This window comes from Paenibacillus xanthanilyticus, assembly GCF_042682185.1.
GTDB lineage: Bacteria > Bacillota > Bacilli > Paenibacillales > Paenibacillaceae > Paenibacillus_Z > Paenibacillus_Z xanthanilyticus.
In genome coordinates this window covers 3,762,613-3,779,140 of sequence record NZ_JBHUHA010000001.1, presented here as the reverse complement: position 1 = coordinate 3,779,140, position 16,528 = coordinate 3,762,613, and the positions used below count along the sequence as shown (strand labels likewise).

Sequence of the window (16,528 nt, the reverse complement as noted above, 5' to 3'; positions counted from 1 at the left end):
CATCAGGATTCTATAGGGGCGATCGTAGTGAGAATAGCGCAAAATTTAACGGACTTAATCGGAAACACGCCGCTTCTGGAGCTGCGTAACTATAGCGAGGCGAACGGACTTGCGGCGAAGCTCGTGGCGAAGCTGGAATATTTCAATCCGGCGGGCAGCGTGAAGGACCGCATCGGATACGCCATGATCAAGGATGCCGAAGACCGCGGTCTGCTCAAGCCGGGCTCGGTCATTATCGAACCGACGAGCGGCAATACCGGCATCGGCCTGGCCTTCGCGGCTGCGGCGATGGGGTATAAGCTCATTATTACGCTGCCGGAGTCGTTCAGCGTGGAGCGCCGCAAGCTGCTGCGCGCGCTCGGCGTGGAGCTCGTGCTGACCCCGGCGCAGGAGGGCATGGCGGGCGCGATTCGCAAGGCGGAAGAACTCGCGGCGGAGCTGCCGAACGCGTTCATCCCGCAGCAATTCGAGAACCCGGCGAATCCGGCGATTCACCGGCGGACGACGGCGGAGGAGATTTGGCGCGATACGGAAGGGACCGTCGATCTATTCGTCGCGGGCGTCGGCACGGGCGGGACGATCAGCGGCGCAGGCAGCCGCCTGAAGGAGCTGAAGCCGGAACTGAAAGTCATCGCAGTCGAGCCGTCCGACTCGCCGGTCCTCTCCGGCGGCGCGCGCGGCGCGCACCAGATTCAGGGCATCGGCGCCGGCTTCGTGCCGGGGAACTTCAACCGCGACGTCGTCGACGAGATCGTGCAAGTCGGCAACGAGCAGGCGCTCGAGACCGCGCGCCAGCTGAGTCGGCGCGAAGGATTGCTGGTCGGGATTTCCTCCGGCGCTGCCGTCTTCGCCGCGTCCGAGCTTGCGAAGCGGCCCGAGAATGCGGGCAAGACGATCGTCGTTATGCTGCCGGATACGGGCGAACGATACTTGTCCACGAATTTGTTTTTGGAGGACTAAGTCCAATAGGGAGAGAGGCGCTTCTGCTTGCGGGAGCGCCTTTTTTGCGTCTAGCGCGCGGAGAGTGATCAGCAGTGGTCGCATGGCGGCCAGAGCGAGGCACGGCGGTGCGCCGCTCTGGCATGGCGAGAACGTCCCGCCGGCAGGACGTATTTACGATTCGTACTCTTTACGGATTCTTATTCGATCTGAACGAAGCCCCCTCGGCGCTCCGCTACATGACGTCGATTCAAGGGGAAACCAAGGTTTCGCCGATCGCTGCCGGCGCGTTAACCGCGAGCGAGGGCGATTGCTGCGTGTCCGCTACCGGTTCGGCAATCGCCGTGCCGGCGGAGACGGCCATGGCAATGAGGGCCGCTAGCGAGATGGCTGCCGCGGCAGCGTGGAGCTTTTTCATAGAGGGTGCGGTCTCCTTTGTTCGCAAGATCGTGTACCGATGTTGCCGCTTTATCCTCATGGTAAACGATTGCAACGCTCCGCAAATGAACGGCAAGAACCAAATTGGGCTGGAAAATAATCCAATAGGCAATAAGGCGGACATCTACTTACAGGGAGAATGCAATAGGGAAGGAATACTAGGAAGAGGGAGGTTGGAGCACGTTTTTCGGTTTCGTTCGACAAAAAAGGAAGAGGCTTCCTTTAGAAGGGGGCTCGATTGACTATGGGCATTAAAATAGCGCCGCGGGGATCAGTCCCCGGGACGCTATTGTCATTGACGGCGCACGGCTCGGTTGCGTGCTGCCGGTTAAATTTCGATCGGGATTTTGCCGCCTGACGGCTCGAACGGTTCGACCTCTGCTTCATACGCTTCGTAAGTCTGCGTATCGAGGAACAACGGCAGCCCTTCGGCCACGTGGAAGGTCGTGCCGGAGAAGGAGCAGCGGTCAAATCCGAAATCCATCGATGTTATAAGTACGGTGCAGTCCTTGAAGGAACATCCGATGTAGTGAAAGCCATCGAATTGAATGGTTTCGTTCTCGAATGTCTGGTTCATGACAAAGCGCATGCAAAGTTCAGCTCCTTTTGGGGTGGGTTCGATGCAGATAGGGCGACGCAACTTGTCCCTATGTTATCAGGAGCCGCTTGCGCAATTTGTCGGATTTTGACTGCGAACGGGAGCGAAACACCTTAAGTTTTATTAAAACCTCGGGAGCGAAAACGTAAGCGCTTTCTTGAGCGCATAGGCGAAACGCACCTCTATTCCTGCGCTTGATTTAAGTCAATGCCGCTTCCGCATGCGCGTTGTACACTGCAATCAACAACCAATACGGGAGGGGCTAGAATGGAGACGGCGCTCACCGTGCCGATGGTGGCGGGGGAGCTGGGTTTTGCCATATGGCTGCTGCTGCGTGGCGGTCTAGCCGGCCGGCGCCCGACCCGGTCATGATCGGCGCTTCGATCGCCTGGCTCCCCATCAACGTTCGTCCTCCCGCACCCGTCGCTTGATCCGGCTGAGCGATTCCGGCGTCATGCCGAGGTAGCTGGCCAGCTGATGCTGGGGGACGCGTTCCGCAAGGCCGGGCCTTCGCCGCAGCATGGCGCGATAGCGCTCTTCCGGCGTGGAGGCGATGAAGGCGGCGAACTCTTCCTGCATCTGCCCGAAGTTCGCCTCCATCATTCGGCGCGTCAACATCTCCAGCTGGGCATGCTTGCCGTACAAGTCCTGCTCGATCGCAAGCTCGCCGACGACGAGCACGCAGTCTTCCAGGCAGGTCAGCGTGTGCTCGGACGTCTGGTCCGGCCGATGCTCGTTGAATAACGCGATGGTGTGCTCCTCCGTGTAGAAATTGGAGGTGATGTTTCGGCCCGCCTCGTCGACCGCATGCTGCCGGACGCAGCCCTTCAGCACGAAATAACAGGCCGTTGTCGGCTCCCCTTGGCGCAGGAGAACGGTGCCTTTCCCGAATTCCTCCACCCGAATATCGCTGGCGATCGCCTGCTGCTCCTCCGCGCTCAAGGTCGTATACCGGTTCATATAGCGGAACAAAATGTCCTTCATGCGGCAATCCTCCCGTCGTTCGTTGCGTGCTGCTCCCATTATAAACCGCGTGAACGATTCGGGGCGCGAATGTTTCGCCGTTCTAATCATTTGATAGGTAAAGTAACGGGCGTCTCCGTTTTCATCCTGAGCATCTTCTAATTTCGAACTCGACAAACTTCGCGCGCGTCTGTTCCGTCGTAACGATATAACGGTGGAGGGGATGGGGCGATGATTATTTTTATTTCTTCCAAATTGACCGGCAAAGTGAACCGCCTGGTCCGGCAGCGCCAGACCCGTCTGCTCATTAGGAGGCTGCAGCCCGAATTCGATAAACTGAAGGCGAGCCGGCGTCCAAGCGGGCAGGACGCTTGACGCATGCGGGCCGCGGGCATACGATCGGGTGGAGGGACTCCCGCGGAAGGCGGGGGAGAGTGGGGGAGAAGACCGATGCCAAGCAGCATGACGGTGCGCGCATTCAAGTACGGTGCGCGTCCGCATTACGAGTGGGAGACGACGCTGCTCGAGCGCGGCGACGCGCACGTGTTCGTACTGAGCGCGCCGGGGCGGCGGTTGCGCCATTTTACGAAGAACGCCGTGTTTACGATCGACCGATGGACGGTGGAGTATTTCGCGGCGGACTGCTGGTTCACGGTGAGCGCCGACGTGGCGGATGGACGAATCGTGCATTATTATTGCAACTTGAACGAACCGGCCTGCATCGGCGAGCGCGAGGTGTCGTTCGTCGATCTCGATTTGGATCTGTTGGGCGCGGACGGGCAGTGGCGGGTCGTCGACGAAGACGAATTCGCCCGCAACTCGGTCGCTTTCGGTTATCCGGAAGCGTTGACCGCGCGGGTAAATGAGGAGCTTGCCGCCTTGCAACGGCGCATCGAAGAAGGCGGGTTTCCGTTCGACGGGACCCTCGAGCGGCTGGCGGCGAAGGTTCCTCGCAAGCGGTAGCTTATCTCGTCCAGCGTGATGCCAGCCAGAGGGAACGAGAACAAGCCTGCGGGCGCTGTCGCATTGTACGCGGAGCGCCCGCAGGCTTGTCTATGCAGTTTGGTAGCGAGATCGCACGGATCAGCGCTGCGGCTGCTCCGATGCTTGCGCGATGCGAAGCTCGACGTCGATATTGCCGCGGGTCGCGTTGGAGTACGGGCACATCTGATGCGCCGCTTCCGCCAGTTCGCGAGCCTGCTGCTCGCTCGTGCCAGGGACCGCGATTTCCAGCACGACCGACAGCTTGTATGTATGGCGCTCGTCCTTGTTCAGCGCGACATGGGCGGTGACTTGGGAATCCGCCGCTTCGACACCTTTGCCGCGGGCGATCATTTTCAGCGCGCTGTGGAAGCAGGCGCTGTAGCCGGCCGCGAACAGCTGCTCCGGGTTCGTCCCGTTCTGCGCGCCTTCCTGCGGCATCCCGAGCTTCAGGTTCAATTGGCCGTCATCGGAGCGTACGAAGCCTTCGCGGCCCCCGTGGGAAGTGACATGGGCGGTATAGACCGTTTTCAATAACATCCTTCTCCTTTCGTCATGACGCGTACGAGCTTCTTTACCGGCATGACCAGCGGCGTGAATCGCGGCGTCGTTCCGCCGGGCCGCGCGTAGAAGTTCGTGTTATAATGGCAGGAGAGCTAACGAACCCGAGGTGATCATCATATGGCGAAGAAACGAAAACCCGCCACACCGGCCGCACCCTCCGCGCAGGACAAACCGGCGACACTGGCGGACCTGCTTCGTCCCGAGCTGGTACAGAAGCTGAAGGCGCAATCCGACCAGCTGAAGGCAGCAGAGGCGCAGCAGCGGGAGGAAGCGCGCGTCAAAGCCGAAGAAGCGCGCAAAGCCGAGCAGAAGCGGCTGGATAACGATTTCGAACATTTGCTGAACAACAGCAAGCTCGACTGGCGCAAGCACAAGTAGCGCGGCGTACCGCGCGAACGGAGCAGCTTTAGCGGCGAGCCCATGAAGACCGGCGGGATCATCCGCCGGTCTTATTCGTGTGCGCGAAAGAAGGCATAGCGCGTCTTGTCTTGCGTTGGTCCATCCGTATCCCGGCGCATGAGCGTGGATGACCTTGAATAGGGGTATACCATACACAACTTGCTATTAGGCGGGTTTAAGGACCAGGTACCAGACGAAGATGGTACTTATTCGGCTTTCGTTCGGCCGGTATACTGAGAGCATCGGCAGCCAAGCACGGTTCTATAGACCGAATACGCTGCCGAGCTTTGACCGAAGCCATGACTTCAACTAGGAGGGTACTTCTATGCAGAAGACCTATGTCATCCGAACGGGATACGCGCTGGGGGCGGCCATGATCGCCGCCGCGGCGATTTACTTTTTTGCTTCGGGGTGGGAGGCGTTCGGCCGCGCCGCGCGGATCGCGCTTAGCGTGCTGCTGACCGCCGCGCTGTACGGCGCGTCCTTCGCGCTTTGGCGCCGCCCCCGCACCGCTTGGCTCGGCCGGATCGCGGCGGTGACGGGCTGCGCGGCGTTCGGCGTCAGCGTCGCCCTGTTGGGCCGGATCTACAATTCGCACGCGGACAGCTACGGGCTGTTTCTGCTATGGAGCGTGCCCGCGCTGCTCTTCGCTTGGTTGGTCGGGTATTGGCCATTCAAGCTGTTCGCCTACGCGCTGCTGCATCTGGCATTTTACGCTTATGTTGACGCGGCCGGCTGGCGGAGCCCGGACGAGACGCTGAACTTCATCGTCGGCGCCATCGTGGCCGCGGCGAATCTCGTGCTGTTCTTGCTGCTGGCGAAATATCGCGGGGAGGAAAAGCTGCTGCGCACGCTGGCTTTTCTGATGACGGGCTTCCAGCTTGTCTATTTATCGAATTCCTTAAGCTTCGATACGGCGGGGCTGCTGATGAACGCGGGATTCGCCGTATGGGTTGCCGCCGTCACCCGGTACGCGCTGCGCCACCGACGGGATGGCAAGCAGCTGCTGGCGATGGCCGGCCTGCATACGGCGTGTTTTCTCATTCTGAAATATATCGAGTTGGTCGTCCATTACCCTAACGTCCTGTTCTTCGCGCTTGGCGTCGCCTTCGTCGTCGGACTGCTCGCCGCGAGCGCCGCCTTCATCCGCTTCTTGAACCGGCTGGATGCGAATGAGGATGAGGAGGAGGGCCAGGCGCGGGAAATCGAACGAGCGCAAGCCGCGGATAGGCCGCCTTCGACGGAAGCGGGGCGGAAGCGCGCTCGCCGCAGAACGGTGGCCGCGCTCGATATTCAGCGCGTGCTATGGGCCGTCGTCAGCGGCGTCGGCGTCGTGATCGGCGCGGCCTGCATCGTCGGACTGACCGTGCTGGCAGCGGAGGACGCCACGCCCGAAGCGCTGGCGGTCATCAGCGTCCTGCTGCTGCTCGCGGCGGCCTTCGCCATGAAGGGCGTGCCGGCGCCGATCCGCTTCACCGTGTTGATGACCGCCGTGCTGCTCGGCCTCGTGACGGCCGCGTGGGCCGGCAAGCCGATGTACGCGCTGCTCTATGTCGCGCTGTCGCTTGTGGCGTGGGCGCTAACCAAGGGCATCGCGAAGCCGCTGCTCTTCTATGCGCTGGCGAACGTATACGCCTTCTGGCTGATGGATGCGGCGCTGTCGGATTCGCTGCGGGGCGGGTGGAACCTCCTTGCTGCCCTGTTTGCGATCAACGCGCTGGCCTGGGCGGCGGGCTCGCTCGTACGGGACGTCGACCGGAAGCGGTCGCTGCGCTACTCCGCTTACTTGGGGCTGCTCGTGCTCGGCCTTCTGCTCACGTGGGATGAAGCCGGCCACATGGCGCGTTTCATCGGCGCCAGCTTACTCTATTTCGGCGCGCTGACGGCGCTGTTGTTGACGCAAGCGCACGGAGTCAACCGCTTTTATTACCGGTGGGGGGCTGCCGCATGGGCTGTCTTCCTCGCCGTCAAATATTACGATACCGCGTGGAAGCTGCTGCACAAATCGTTCAGTCTCGCCTTAGCCGGCGCGCTCGCCATCGCCTTGACGGCGCTCTACGACCGCCGGTTCGGCGGCCAGGAAGCTGCTGCGGCGCCTTCCGTGCCAAGTCTAGGCTCCAAAGCGTTCGCGTCGATTCTGCTGCTTCAGGTCCTGCTGCTGGGCGGTGCGATCGCGGTTAACGAGACGGCGCTGGCGGGCGGAACGACCGTCAAGCTGGAGCTGGCCCCACTGGATCCGCGCTCGCTGCTGCAGGGAGATTACGTCGAGCTTAATTATGGGATTTCGACGCCTCCCGATCGGGAAGCAAGCGCATTGGAGCAGCTCGATTACGGCGCCAAGATCAAGGTCGTGCTCGCGCCGGACGCTTCGGGCGTGCATCGATTCATCCGCGTTTACCAAAGCGGAGAGAAGCTCGGCGCCGGCGAGGTTGTGATGAACGGACGATGGGAAGGATTTCGGATCGAATACGGCATCGAGCACTTCTTCATCCCGGAGGGGACGGGAGGCGAGGTGGAGCGAACGGCCAAGTTCGCGGAAGTCGTCGTCAGCCGTTCGGGCAACGGCATGATCGTCGGCCTGCTCCCTCGTTAAGGTGCGGGAATGAATAGATTCCGGCGGCGTCCAAAGGGGCGCCGCTTTTTGGCGTGAGCCTTGCCGCGGCGAGGCGGAGACAGGTATATTCGCTGGCTCGGCGGGGTACAATAAATTGACAACAAGAGGTGTAACACGCTATGCTATTTTACATACAAATCTTGAAAATAGGCGGTCTGAACAATGGCATTCAACCCTAAAATTACGGACATGCAAGTGTCGGATATCAATGACAAAACGCAACTGTACCAGTACGTTGTGACCCTTCAGGACAAGTCGAAGTATCGCTTGTTTCTTAGCAAAAATCCGGAGTGGAACTTGCAAGCGGCCAACCGCCTGCTGAACATCCCGTGCCCGATGTGCCGTAAGGACTACTACTGCAAGTGCATGGATAAGCACCTCGACAAGCTTGAGGCCGAGTTCCTGTCCAAGATCGAAGCGCAAGCGTAAATTTCCCGTTACGCAACATAGAGCCGCGCCCGCCGAGCAGCATTGCTGCCAGGCGGGCGCGGCTTTTATGCGTGGCGGGACGGCCCCTAACCGCGATAGTAAATGTATACTTTCTTCGTCTCGCCATCCCAATACGCGTTGCCGCCCAGCAAATTCGCGGCGGTGCGGACGGGGACGTACGTCGTCGAATCGATGACGGTGAAGTTGGTGACGGTCGTGCCGCCGAATTGCGGCTGTTTCTGCGCGTTGTCCCACGTGACCGGATTGCCCGTCGCCGCGCCGACTTGGCGGAGCGGGGTGTAGACATGGCCGTCGATGCTGCATCCATAGCCGGCCAGCTTGTCGTTAATGACGATTTTGATATTATCCGGCTGCGTCGTGTCGACGTCGTCCACCTCGGTGTGATCGCCGGTATATTGATCGAAGAAAGCGCGTTCCATCACATTCAGGTCGACATTGCCGCTAATGCCGTCTGTCTGCCCGCTCTGCGAATATTGGAAGACGGCCCAGCGGTTCCATGTGCTGTTGGCCATCGGCCTATTCACGCCGTAGTGGGCGATCCAGAGCGGATACTCGGCGAGCTCCTTGCCCAGATAAGACCGCGCGAAGCTTGCGCCCGAGTAGATCATGACGGGATGTCCGGTCTGCCTGCGCACGTCCTCGAGCCAGGCGTCGACCCAGTCGGTGAGCGCCGCCGCGCCGATGGAGGACGCCGCGCCTTCCACGTCGAGCACGTGGGGGAAATCGACGTCGTATCCGCTGATCGTACCGACGAAGTGCGCCGCTTCGGCGGCTGGGGTATTGCGCTCCGGATGCGCATAGTGATAGAACCCGATTTTCACGTCCGCCGCCTTGGCGCCCGTGACGTTGCGTTCGAACCGAGGGTCGGTCGAGCTGTTGCCCTCCGAAGCTTTGATGAAGGCGAACAATTTGCCGGCCGCTTTGACCCGGTTCCAATTCACGTCGCCTTGATACCTACTAACGTCAATGCCATCGACATTGCTATCGCTTCTCGCCTGCATATCGCCATCCTCCTTATTAAGATCAGTCTATGCGGCTCGTCGCGCTTCCGACACGGCCAGGCTGCCGGGCGGGAAGGAATGTTGCGGGAGGATTTCATACTTGCGGGCGCTTATCCTATAATAAATATTTGTAAACGTTCCGGCCGGACCCGGAACCGGAACCGGATACCTAATTTAGCTTGGGGGTTCTTATTATTATGCTGTGGTGGGTGTATTTGATTTTGGCGGCAGCGGGGTTTCAAGGGCTAGCGATGCTCGTGTCGCGCGAGAAATTAATGCGGTTCGACTTGGCTGTCATCGACTTCATTCAAGGCTTGGAGTCCCCGGGATTTACGGCGTTCGCCAAGACCGTGACGACGATCGGCTCGGGCAAGGTCGTCATACCGCTCGTGCTGGCGACGGCGGCCGTGCTCTTCGTCGTGCTGAAGCACCGGAAAGAATTAATTTTGCTCATCGGCGGCATGCTCGGTTCGACGCTGCTGAACGAAGGGCTGAAGCGGCTTTACGAGCGCGCCCGGCCGGATATTCACCGGATTATCGAGGAGACGGGCTACAGTTTTCCGAGCGGACATTCGATGGCGTCGTTCACGTTCTACGGCCTGCTGACGTATTTGCTGTGGCGCCATATGCCGTCGAAGCGCTGGCGCGGCGTACTGATCGCGTTCAGCGTGTTCATGATTCTCTGCATCGGCATCTCCCGCGTCTACCTGGGCGTGCATTATCCGTCCGACGTGCTCGGCGGGTATTGGGTCAGCGCCTGCTGGCTGGCTGTCTGTGTCAAATTGTTCCGCCGCCTGGGGCATGTGCGCCGGTAGCGAATGTCTGACCCGCACAAAGCCGTAGCACACCCGGCTTCCAGCGATGAAAGCGAGTGTGCCTACTTTACCTTATGGGGGTATACGCTTGGATTATGACCGCTCTCAAACAGGGCGGTCATTTTTTATGCGCCATTAGCTGCGGAGGAGGCGATGGGGCCGGAATAACGCTTGGCGGGGGAGGCGGATGTCCGAATATTCGTTTGACAATTCTGACAGATGGGGGTACACTTAGCGTACGCTTAATTCCCGTGACGCCAAGGATCGGGAAGCGGGGGAACCAATTTCGGCCCCGTTGACGCTCCGCTTGCCACGTGCAAGAGGAACGCTGCGGCCGGAACGCTTGCAGGTTTAATGATCTGCGGGCAGGGGCGAATCGTTACGCCGGTAACGTAGGGAACCATCTATCCCGAGTCCGTCAGCTAACCTCGTCAGCAGAAGATGGGTCCCGTGATCAGCACCAACTTCGCTCACATTCAGGAGACCCGAACGAACGGGTCTTTTTGTTATTTCCTGAAGACCCGGTTTCAGTCCGATGGCTTGTCGCGCCGTGCGCGCGTAAGGCTTTCGGGCGAATGCGCTGGTCTTTTTTTCTCTGGAATGAAACACGCGACGCCGCTGCATTAGACGTCAACCGTTTCCCTTGCAACACTTTTAGATCATCCTACCGATCATTATACGAGAAGGAGGTTTCTGCCAATGCCAAGCCAGGACCCTATGAATCCGGCCGTCATCCAGGCATCTGCCGCCCTAGCCGGCGGCCATCAGCGGACAGACGACGTCTTCCCCCGCCTTCCCGAGGAATCGGATTATTACGCGACGCTGATCGATTGGAACGACCCGCATGATCCGCTTCGCCAGCTGCATGAGCCGCTGAATCGGCTGAACGGGCGCACCGGGGCGATTCCGCCGCACGACGGGCTGCAGGACACCGTGCCGGGCTGCCAACATGCATTCGGGTCGAGCGCGCTGCTGAACATCGCGCCGGAATGGTTGGCCGATACGGCCAATCTCGAACCGGGGCTCGCATACATTGCCAGTCATCCGGAGATTAACCACGTGCTGCTTAACGGATTCGACGGCTTTGGTCTCTCGATGCAGCAGCTGTCGATCCTGCTTGGCCGGCTTCGCGCGATTAGCCACGTGCAAATCATCCGGTTGGCGACGGAGCTTCCCGTTCGCCAGCCGCGGCGCATTTACGAGAACGAGGCGCTGCTGGAGCTGCTGCGGACGCATTCGACGCCCGAGCGACGAATCTATGTGATGGCGCATATTACGCATCCCCGGGAATTGACCGCCGAAGCGAAGTTGAGCTTGGAAGCGCTGCAGCAAGCGGGCGCCATCGTCGTCAACCGGACGCTGCTCCTGCGCGGGATCAACGACGACGCCGCGGTGTTGAGTGAGCTGCTCGACAAGCTCGTTTGGGCAGGCATAGCGCCGTATTATTTGGCCATGGCGAACCCGAACGGCGCGCACGAGGCACATGCGCTCCCGCTTGTCCGCGCCTATGAATTGGTCGAGGAGGCGAAGGTCCTTACGACCGGCCTCGGCAAACGGGTACGCTTGTCAATGAATCATGCTTCCGGCGTCGTCGAAGTGCTGGCCGTCGAGGATGGCCGGGCCTATTTGAAGTTGTATCGGTCGGGCGACGCGAGGCAGGGGCGTTTCCTCATGCGGGATTGCGGACCGGAGTTGACCTGGTTCGACGAGCTGCATGGGACGGAGTCGGAAGCTAGCGCGGCGGCGGAATCCGAAGCCAGCGCCGCTCTGGAGACGGGCGGAGATCTCTGGCTGGAGCCCGCCCCGGACGTGCGCATCGACTGGAAGCAAGGCGAGCGCAGCGAAGAGATCGTCTCGATCAACATGATGCCGATCGGAGACTAAGCGGCCGAGCAGGCTCGCGCAGCGCCGGATCCAGGCAAGGAACAACCGACGAGCCCATGCGGCCTGTCGGTTGTTCGTCATTCAAACGCAGCTGCGCGCGACAAAAGGCCCGGAACCGACTTGCGGTTCCGGGCCTTGCTTATCTCTGGTATGAAACTTCCTACCGCCGCCAGAGGACGGCGATCGTCTTGTTATCTTGTGCGGGCGGCGTTAATGAGATGCCGCGTATTCGGCTTCTTCGGCCGCCGGGTCCATGCGTTCCTTGCTCATGATCCACGCGCAGACGAGGGCGAGCGCGGCGGGAATGACGCCGATCGCGAACGTGAACGTAATCGAGGACGAGAGCCCCTCCGTGACTTTGTCGAGCACGTCGCCCGGGATGTTCTGACGAACCGCCGGGTTGAGCAGCGCATGCGGATCGCTGAAGTCGAGCCCTTCCGGCACGGTCTGACCGGTGCCGGCGAACGAGTCGGTCAGCTTGCGCGTCAGCGCGTGGCTCTGCAGAATGCCGAAGATCGTGATGCCGAGCGTCATGCCAAGCGAGCGCAGGAAGTTGAGCGTCGAGCTCGCCGCTCCCCGCTGCTTGGCGGAGAAGGAGTGAATGGCGGCGTTGCTCAGGACGGAGAACGAAGCGCCAATGCCAAGACCGACCAATACCATGTACGCCGTCACCGTCAACCGGGACGAATCCGGCGACAGCGTCGTCAGCAGGGCAAGACCGACGACGAGTATAAGCAGCGTCGGGAGCATGATCGAGCGGTAAGGCAGCTTGGTGAGCAGGAAGCCGCCGCCCGTGGCGGTGACGACGGAGCCAAGCATCATCGGCAAGAGCACGAGGCCGGAATTCGTCGCGCTGCCGCCCAGCACGCCCTGAATGAAGATCGGGATATACACCGACGCCGTGATGAACGCCGCGCCGCTCAGCATCGCGATCAGGTTGCTTGACGCGTACAGGCGGTTCTTGAACATGCTGAACGAGATGATCGGCTCTGCCGCGCGCGATTCGATGAACAGGAACGCGATGCCGAACGCCGCGAAGCCCGCGAACAGGCCGAGTATCTCGCCGGAGCTCCATGCATACTCTTTGCCGCCGAGTTCCAGCGCGAAGATGAGACAGACGATCGCGCCGATGAGCGTGATGGCGCCGAACCAGTCGATCGGTTGTTTGCTGTGCTCGTGCGATTCCTTATAGAAGAACGCGATCATCGCAAAGGAAATCAGGCCGAGCGGCAAGTTGATGTAGAAAATCCATTCCCAGCCGATGTAGTCGGTGATGTACGCGCCGAGCAGCGGGCCGAATATGCTCGACATGCCGAAGACGGCGCCGAACAGACCGCCGAGCTTGCCGCGGTCCTGCGGCGGGACGGCATCGAACATGATCGTGAAGGTGATCGGGATGAGCGCGCCCCCGCCGATGCCTTGGATGACCCGGTAGAGCGACAGCTCGACGATCGAATCCGCGGTGCCGCACAGGATCGAGCCGATCATGAAGACGATGATGCCGAAGACGAAGAAGCGTTTGCGCCCGTACATGTCGGACAGTTTGCCGAAGATCGGCATGCCAGCCATTTCGGCGACCATGTAGGCGGAGGTGACCCAGACGAATTTGTCCAAGCCGCCCATCTCGCCGATGATCGTGCCCATCGAGGTCGCGACGATCGTGTTGTCCATCGATGCCATTAAGATGGCAAGGAGGAGGCCGGCGATAACGACGCCGGAGGATTTAGGTTTGGTGCTTATTTTCGTGCTCATGTAAGGGTGGATTCCTTTCTCGCTTGGATTGGTCCACGTGTGTCGGTCGTGGAAGTTTCCATAATTGACCTTCACATATGATACCTTGGAGCCGCGTAATTTAAAACAGTTGTTTTTCGGCTAGTTTTAGTATAGCCGTCTATACCTGACAGCAGTTTGTCAGGGTTCCAACGAGCGGACTTCATTTTATTTCGCGATGGCGGCGTCCCCGCTTGACCGGAAGCGAATGGGGGTGGGTATACTAATGAGAGAAGGTCATCTGCGAGATTGGAAAAAAGGAGGGCGGATGCATGATTCACAAGGAGCTTGATTGGAAGGCGGCGGACGGCACGCGCATGTACGGCTGCGCATGGACCCCGGAGACGGGCGCGACCGTCAAAGGCGTCGTAGGCCTCGTGCACGGCATGGGCGAGCATGCGGGGCGTTACAGCCACGTGGCCGATATGCTGACGGCCGACGGCTGGGTCGTGCTCGCGTTCGATCAGCGGGGGCACGGACGAACGGAAGGCAAGCGCGGCCATACGCCGGCGTACGAGGCGCTGCTGGAGGGTGTGGACTGGCTGCTGAAGCAGGCGGCCGAGCGTTATCCGGACGTGCCGCGCTTCTTGTTCGGGCACAGCATGGGCGGCAACGTGGCGATCAATTACTTGCTGCGCCGGCAGCCGAACCTGTCGGGGGCCATTATCACGGGGCCGTGGCTGAAGCTGGCCTTTCAGCCGCCGAAGCTGGCGGTCGTCGTAGGCCGGATCGTGGAGAAGGTGTACCCGGGCTTCTCGAATGCGCGCCCGCTGGCCGTGCAGAACTTGACGACCGACCCGGAGATGGCCAGACGGTATATCGAGGATCCGCTTGGGCACGGGAATATTACGGCGGCTTTCTTCTTCGGCGTGCAGCAGGCGGGGCAGTGGGCGCTTGCGCATGCTGCCGAGCTGAGCGTGCCGACGCTGCTCATGCACGGCGGGGACGACAAGGTGACCTCGATGGAGGCCAGCAAGCAGTTCGCCGAACGCGCGGGCGATATGTGCGAATTCATGGCCTGGCCGGGGTTCAAGCACGAGCTGCACAACGAACGAGGCCGAAGCGAGGTATTCGCTGCCATGCTGCTATGGCTGAACGCGCGGCTCATCGCCGTTGAAGCTTAAATCACAAGGCCATCCTCGGCGGCCCCCGCGGACATCGGTTGTTCACATTGCGCTGGTACACTGGTAGCAGACGAACTTGCAACCGGGAGGGGAAGCGCGATGCCGCCGTGGATGATCGAATTTGAGGATGCCGTGACGCCGCATTTTGCGCATCTTCGGACGTACTGCCGCTATTTGACGGCCAATGCATGGGAAGCCGAGGATTTGTTTCAAGACGTCATGCTGCGCGCGTACCAACATTACCGCAAAGACGGCGAGTTCCGGCATCCGCGCTCCTTGTTGTACAAAATCGCCCGCAACCTGACGATCGACGCCCATCGCAGAAGGCGCGGCGTGCACGTCCCGGTGGATGAAGCCATGCAGCATCCGAGCCACGACCCGAATTACGCGACCATGCGGGGAATGATGGAATGGATGGCCGAGACGCTGTCGGAGCGCGAGGTCGAGATGCTCATGCTGGCTGAGGTGCTCGGGTATTCCTACCAGGATATCGCGCAGCGGCTCGGATGCACGGTGCCCGCGGTCAAAATGGTGCTGCACCGCTCCAAATCCACGCTCCGCAAGCGAACGGCCGCGTCGTATGAGACCGGCTTCAGGCCGGAGCGCCTGGGGCCTGCGCGCCAAATGGGCGAACGCGCGCTAGCCGTGGAACGCTGGACGGAGGCGCTGATGCGGCTGGGTTAAGCCGGATGGCCCGCATATCGCGAGAACGGGGCAGGCCGGATGGGAATCCGTACTTCCCGGACATGAGAGCATGCTCCGTATTTTGCGGGGCTGCTTGCATCCCTCCTGCACTTCTCCGCCGGCCGGTCGATATCCGGCTCGATTTTCTCCCGCAATCTTAATCCTCAATTGTTAATCCTCGATTCTTGCCTAATGCCGGCCGCCAACGCGTGAAACGCGAATCGCAACGAAGACGCCGCCATCACCTTTATGATCCACCCGAATGAAACCCAGGCGCCCAGCGCCGCCCGCGCAACGCAATAATTTACAGATAATTGGAAAATAATCGTATGAGGGGAGGGGAAAGGGAACATAATGTTGGAAAATAAAGTAATATGAAAGAGGTAACGAAGGAATGATGCATATCGGCGTCGTCGCAGCTCTGCTGGCGATAAATTGGCGGCAAGCCGCATTCGCGAAATGGAGGAACTACCACGCCACGATTCTGTACATAATCATTTGCGATCTGGCTTACCATTACTTCTGCGCGCAATATCCGCTATGGGTGTATGAGCTCCAGAAGCCAATAGGGAGCCGTTACGCCACGGAGCTTCTGTATACGCTGATGTTTCTCCCGCTGACGGCGCTGCTTTACTTAGCGTGTTTTCCGTGGGAGGGGACATGGAAGGCGAAGGGGCGGTATATGCTGGGATGGATCGCGGCTTATGCCACATGGGAGTGGTTATTTTTGATGCTGAGGGGAATATCGCACGAGAACGGTTGGAGCATGTCGTGGTCGCTGCTGTTCTATTGCGAAATGTTCCCGATGCTGGCGCTGCACAGCAAGCGACCGCGGATGGCCTACGCGCTGAGCGTCGTCTGCGCGGGGGTATGGCTGGTTCTTTTCCGGGTGCCGCTCCTATGACCGATCGGCGGACGGAGGGCGCAGCCCGGCCTTCCCTGGAAGCGGAGCGGTCGGACCGCGTTGCGTCCGTAAGCCGCGAACCACGCGCGATACGGCCAGCAGCATGGCGCTGACGGCAGCCAGATCGACCGCGATCAGCAGGCCGAGCCGGGCGAAGAAGCCAAGGGGAAGGCCGGGTTCCGGCATCCGCGCGCGTGAGAAAGGGGGACGTACGATTCCCTCCGCAACCGCGGATGCGGCGTGTGCGCGGATCGCCGGATCGCCTTGCGCTCCGGTCGTTCGCGCCGTACCGGCGAACCAGCGGTCCGCGGACGCCAAGACGGTCGCGCCGGAGGCGAACAGAGCGAGCGAGAGGATGAGGTTAAGGGCGAGTCTGGCGCATCGTCGCGCGGTGGTCATC

At 60.5% G+C, this 16,528-nt stretch carries 18 protein-coding genes and 1 riboswitch; of the genes, 11 read left to right on the top strand and 7 right to left on the bottom strand.

Going from position 1 to position 16,528, the window contains the following annotated elements:
- The first annotated feature begins 21 nt into the window (after positions 1-21).
- Positions 22-960, top strand: coding sequence for a cysteine synthase A (gene cysK / locus ACFSKT_RS16255; RefSeq protein ID WP_377717985.1), 939 nt, complete (start codon positions 22-24; stop codon positions 958-960).
- 229 nt (positions 961-1,189) lie between these two features.
- Here the strand turns inward: cysK and ACFSKT_RS16250 are convergent, their stop codons facing one another.
- The 3 genes from ACFSKT_RS16250 to ACFSKT_RS16240 all read right to left on the bottom strand — a co-directional run bounded on the left by ACFSKT_RS16250 (position 1,190) and on the right by ACFSKT_RS16240 (position 2,959).
- Positions 1,190-1,357, bottom strand: coding sequence for a hypothetical protein (locus ACFSKT_RS16250; RefSeq protein WP_377717936.1), 168 nt, complete (start codon positions 1,355-1,357; stop codon positions 1,190-1,192).
- 348 nt (positions 1,358-1,705) lie between these two features.
- On the bottom strand, positions 1,706-1,966 hold the full coding sequence (locus ACFSKT_RS16245) for a hypothetical protein (RefSeq protein ID WP_377717935.1): 261 nt from the start codon (positions 1,964-1,966) through the stop codon (positions 1,706-1,708).
- Between the two features lie 408 nt (positions 1,967-2,374).
- Positions 2,375-2,959: a Crp/Fnr family transcriptional regulator gene (locus ACFSKT_RS16240; protein WP_377717934.1), complete on the bottom strand. Its 585-nt coding sequence runs from the start codon at positions 2,957-2,959 to the stop codon at positions 2,375-2,377.
- A gap of 210 nt (positions 2,960-3,169) precedes the next feature.
- On the opposite strand from ACFSKT_RS16240, the gene ACFSKT_RS16235 reads away from it, so the two are divergent.
- Positions 3,170-3,313 carry a hypothetical protein gene (locus ACFSKT_RS16235; protein WP_187434416.1) on the top strand — a complete coding sequence of 48 codons (144 nt, stop codon included), beginning with the start codon at positions 3,170-3,172 and terminating at the stop codon, positions 3,311-3,313.
- A gap of 75 nt (positions 3,314-3,388) precedes the next feature.
- Complete coding sequence (locus tag ACFSKT_RS16230; RefSeq protein WP_377717933.1) at positions 3,389-3,901, top strand: DUF402 domain-containing protein; 513 nt, start codon at positions 3,389-3,391, stop codon at positions 3,899-3,901.
- Positions 3,902-4,021: 120 nt separating this feature from the next.
- On the opposite strand, the gene ACFSKT_RS16225 is transcribed toward ACFSKT_RS16230, so the two are convergent.
- The gene (locus ACFSKT_RS16225) at positions 4,022-4,459 is read right to left on the bottom strand and encodes an organic hydroperoxide resistance protein (RefSeq protein WP_377717932.1); all 438 of its coding nucleotides are present in this window, start codon (positions 4,457-4,459) and stop codon (positions 4,022-4,024) included.
- 141 nt (positions 4,460-4,600) lie between these two features.
- Here ACFSKT_RS16225 and ACFSKT_RS16220 point away from each other — a divergent pair, with 141 nt between their 5' ends.
- The 3 genes from ACFSKT_RS16220 to ACFSKT_RS16210 all read left to right on the top strand — a co-directional run bounded on the left by ACFSKT_RS16220 (position 4,601) and on the right by ACFSKT_RS16210 (position 7,925).
- Positions 4,601-4,861: a YqkE family protein gene (locus ACFSKT_RS16220; RefSeq protein WP_377717931.1), complete on the top strand. Its 261-nt coding sequence runs from the start codon at positions 4,601-4,603 to the stop codon at positions 4,859-4,861.
- 346 nt (positions 4,862-5,207) lie between these two features.
- The gene (locus tag ACFSKT_RS16215; protein ID WP_377717930.1) at positions 5,208-7,475 is read left to right on the top strand and encodes a GDYXXLXY domain-containing protein; all 2,268 of its coding nucleotides are present in this window, start codon (positions 5,208-5,210) and stop codon (positions 7,473-7,475) included.
- A gap of 183 nt (positions 7,476-7,658) precedes the next feature.
- Positions 7,659-7,925 (top strand): hypothetical protein, encoded by a 267-nt coding sequence (locus ACFSKT_RS16210; RefSeq protein WP_377776326.1) that lies wholly within the window; start codon positions 7,659-7,661, stop codon positions 7,923-7,925.
- Positions 7,926-8,011: 86 nt separating this feature from the next.
- Here ACFSKT_RS16210 and ACFSKT_RS16205 read toward each other — a convergent pair whose 3' ends face one another.
- Complete coding sequence (locus ACFSKT_RS16205) at positions 8,012-8,947, bottom strand: GH25 family lysozyme (protein ID WP_377717928.1); 936 nt, start codon at positions 8,945-8,947, stop codon at positions 8,012-8,014.
- A 197-nt stretch (positions 8,948-9,144) separates the two neighbouring features.
- On the opposite strand from ACFSKT_RS16205, the gene ACFSKT_RS16200 reads away from it, so the two are divergent.
- Entirely contained in the window at positions 9,145-9,762 is a 618-nt protein-coding gene (locus ACFSKT_RS16200) for a phosphatase PAP2 family protein (protein ID WP_377717927.1), read from the top strand.
- Between the two features lie 229 nt (positions 9,763-9,991).
- A riboswitch (cyclic di-AMP (ydaO/yuaA leader) is annotated at positions 9,992-10,212 on the top strand.
- Between the two features lie 249 nt (positions 10,213-10,461).
- Positions 10,462-11,646, top strand: coding sequence for a KamA family radical SAM protein (locus ACFSKT_RS16195; RefSeq protein WP_377717926.1), 1,185 nt, complete (start codon positions 10,462-10,464; stop codon positions 11,644-11,646).
- A 210-nt stretch (positions 11,647-11,856) separates the two neighbouring features.
- Here ACFSKT_RS16195 and ACFSKT_RS16190 read toward each other — a convergent pair whose 3' ends face one another.
- Positions 11,857-13,398, bottom strand: coding sequence for an MDR family MFS transporter (locus ACFSKT_RS16190; protein ID WP_377717925.1), 1,542 nt, complete (start codon positions 13,396-13,398; stop codon positions 11,857-11,859).
- Positions 13,399-13,688: 290 nt separating this feature from the next.
- Here ACFSKT_RS16190 and ACFSKT_RS16185 point away from each other — a divergent pair, with 290 nt between their 5' ends.
- The 3 genes from ACFSKT_RS16185 to ACFSKT_RS16175 all read left to right on the top strand — a co-directional run bounded on the left by ACFSKT_RS16185 (position 13,689) and on the right by ACFSKT_RS16175 (position 16,128).
- A complete protein-coding gene (locus ACFSKT_RS16185) occupies positions 13,689-14,540 on the top strand; it encodes an alpha/beta hydrolase (RefSeq protein WP_377717924.1) in 852 nt (283 codons plus the stop codon).
- Between the two features lie 99 nt (positions 14,541-14,639).
- Positions 14,640-15,224, top strand: coding sequence for an RNA polymerase sigma factor (locus ACFSKT_RS16180; protein ID WP_377717923.1), 585 nt, complete (start codon positions 14,640-14,642; stop codon positions 15,222-15,224).
- Between the two features lie 394 nt (positions 15,225-15,618).
- Positions 15,619-16,128: a CBO0543 family protein gene (locus ACFSKT_RS16175; RefSeq protein ID WP_377717922.1), complete on the top strand. Its 510-nt coding sequence runs from the start codon at positions 15,619-15,621 to the stop codon at positions 16,126-16,128.
- Here the strand turns inward: ACFSKT_RS16175 and ACFSKT_RS16170 are convergent.
- Positions 16,123-16,527, bottom strand: coding sequence for a hypothetical protein (locus ACFSKT_RS16170; protein WP_377717921.1), 405 nt, complete (start codon positions 16,525-16,527; stop codon positions 16,123-16,125). The two genes, ACFSKT_RS16175 and ACFSKT_RS16170, sit on opposite strands and share 6 nt — an antisense overlap.
- Position 16,528: the final 1 nt, after the last annotated feature.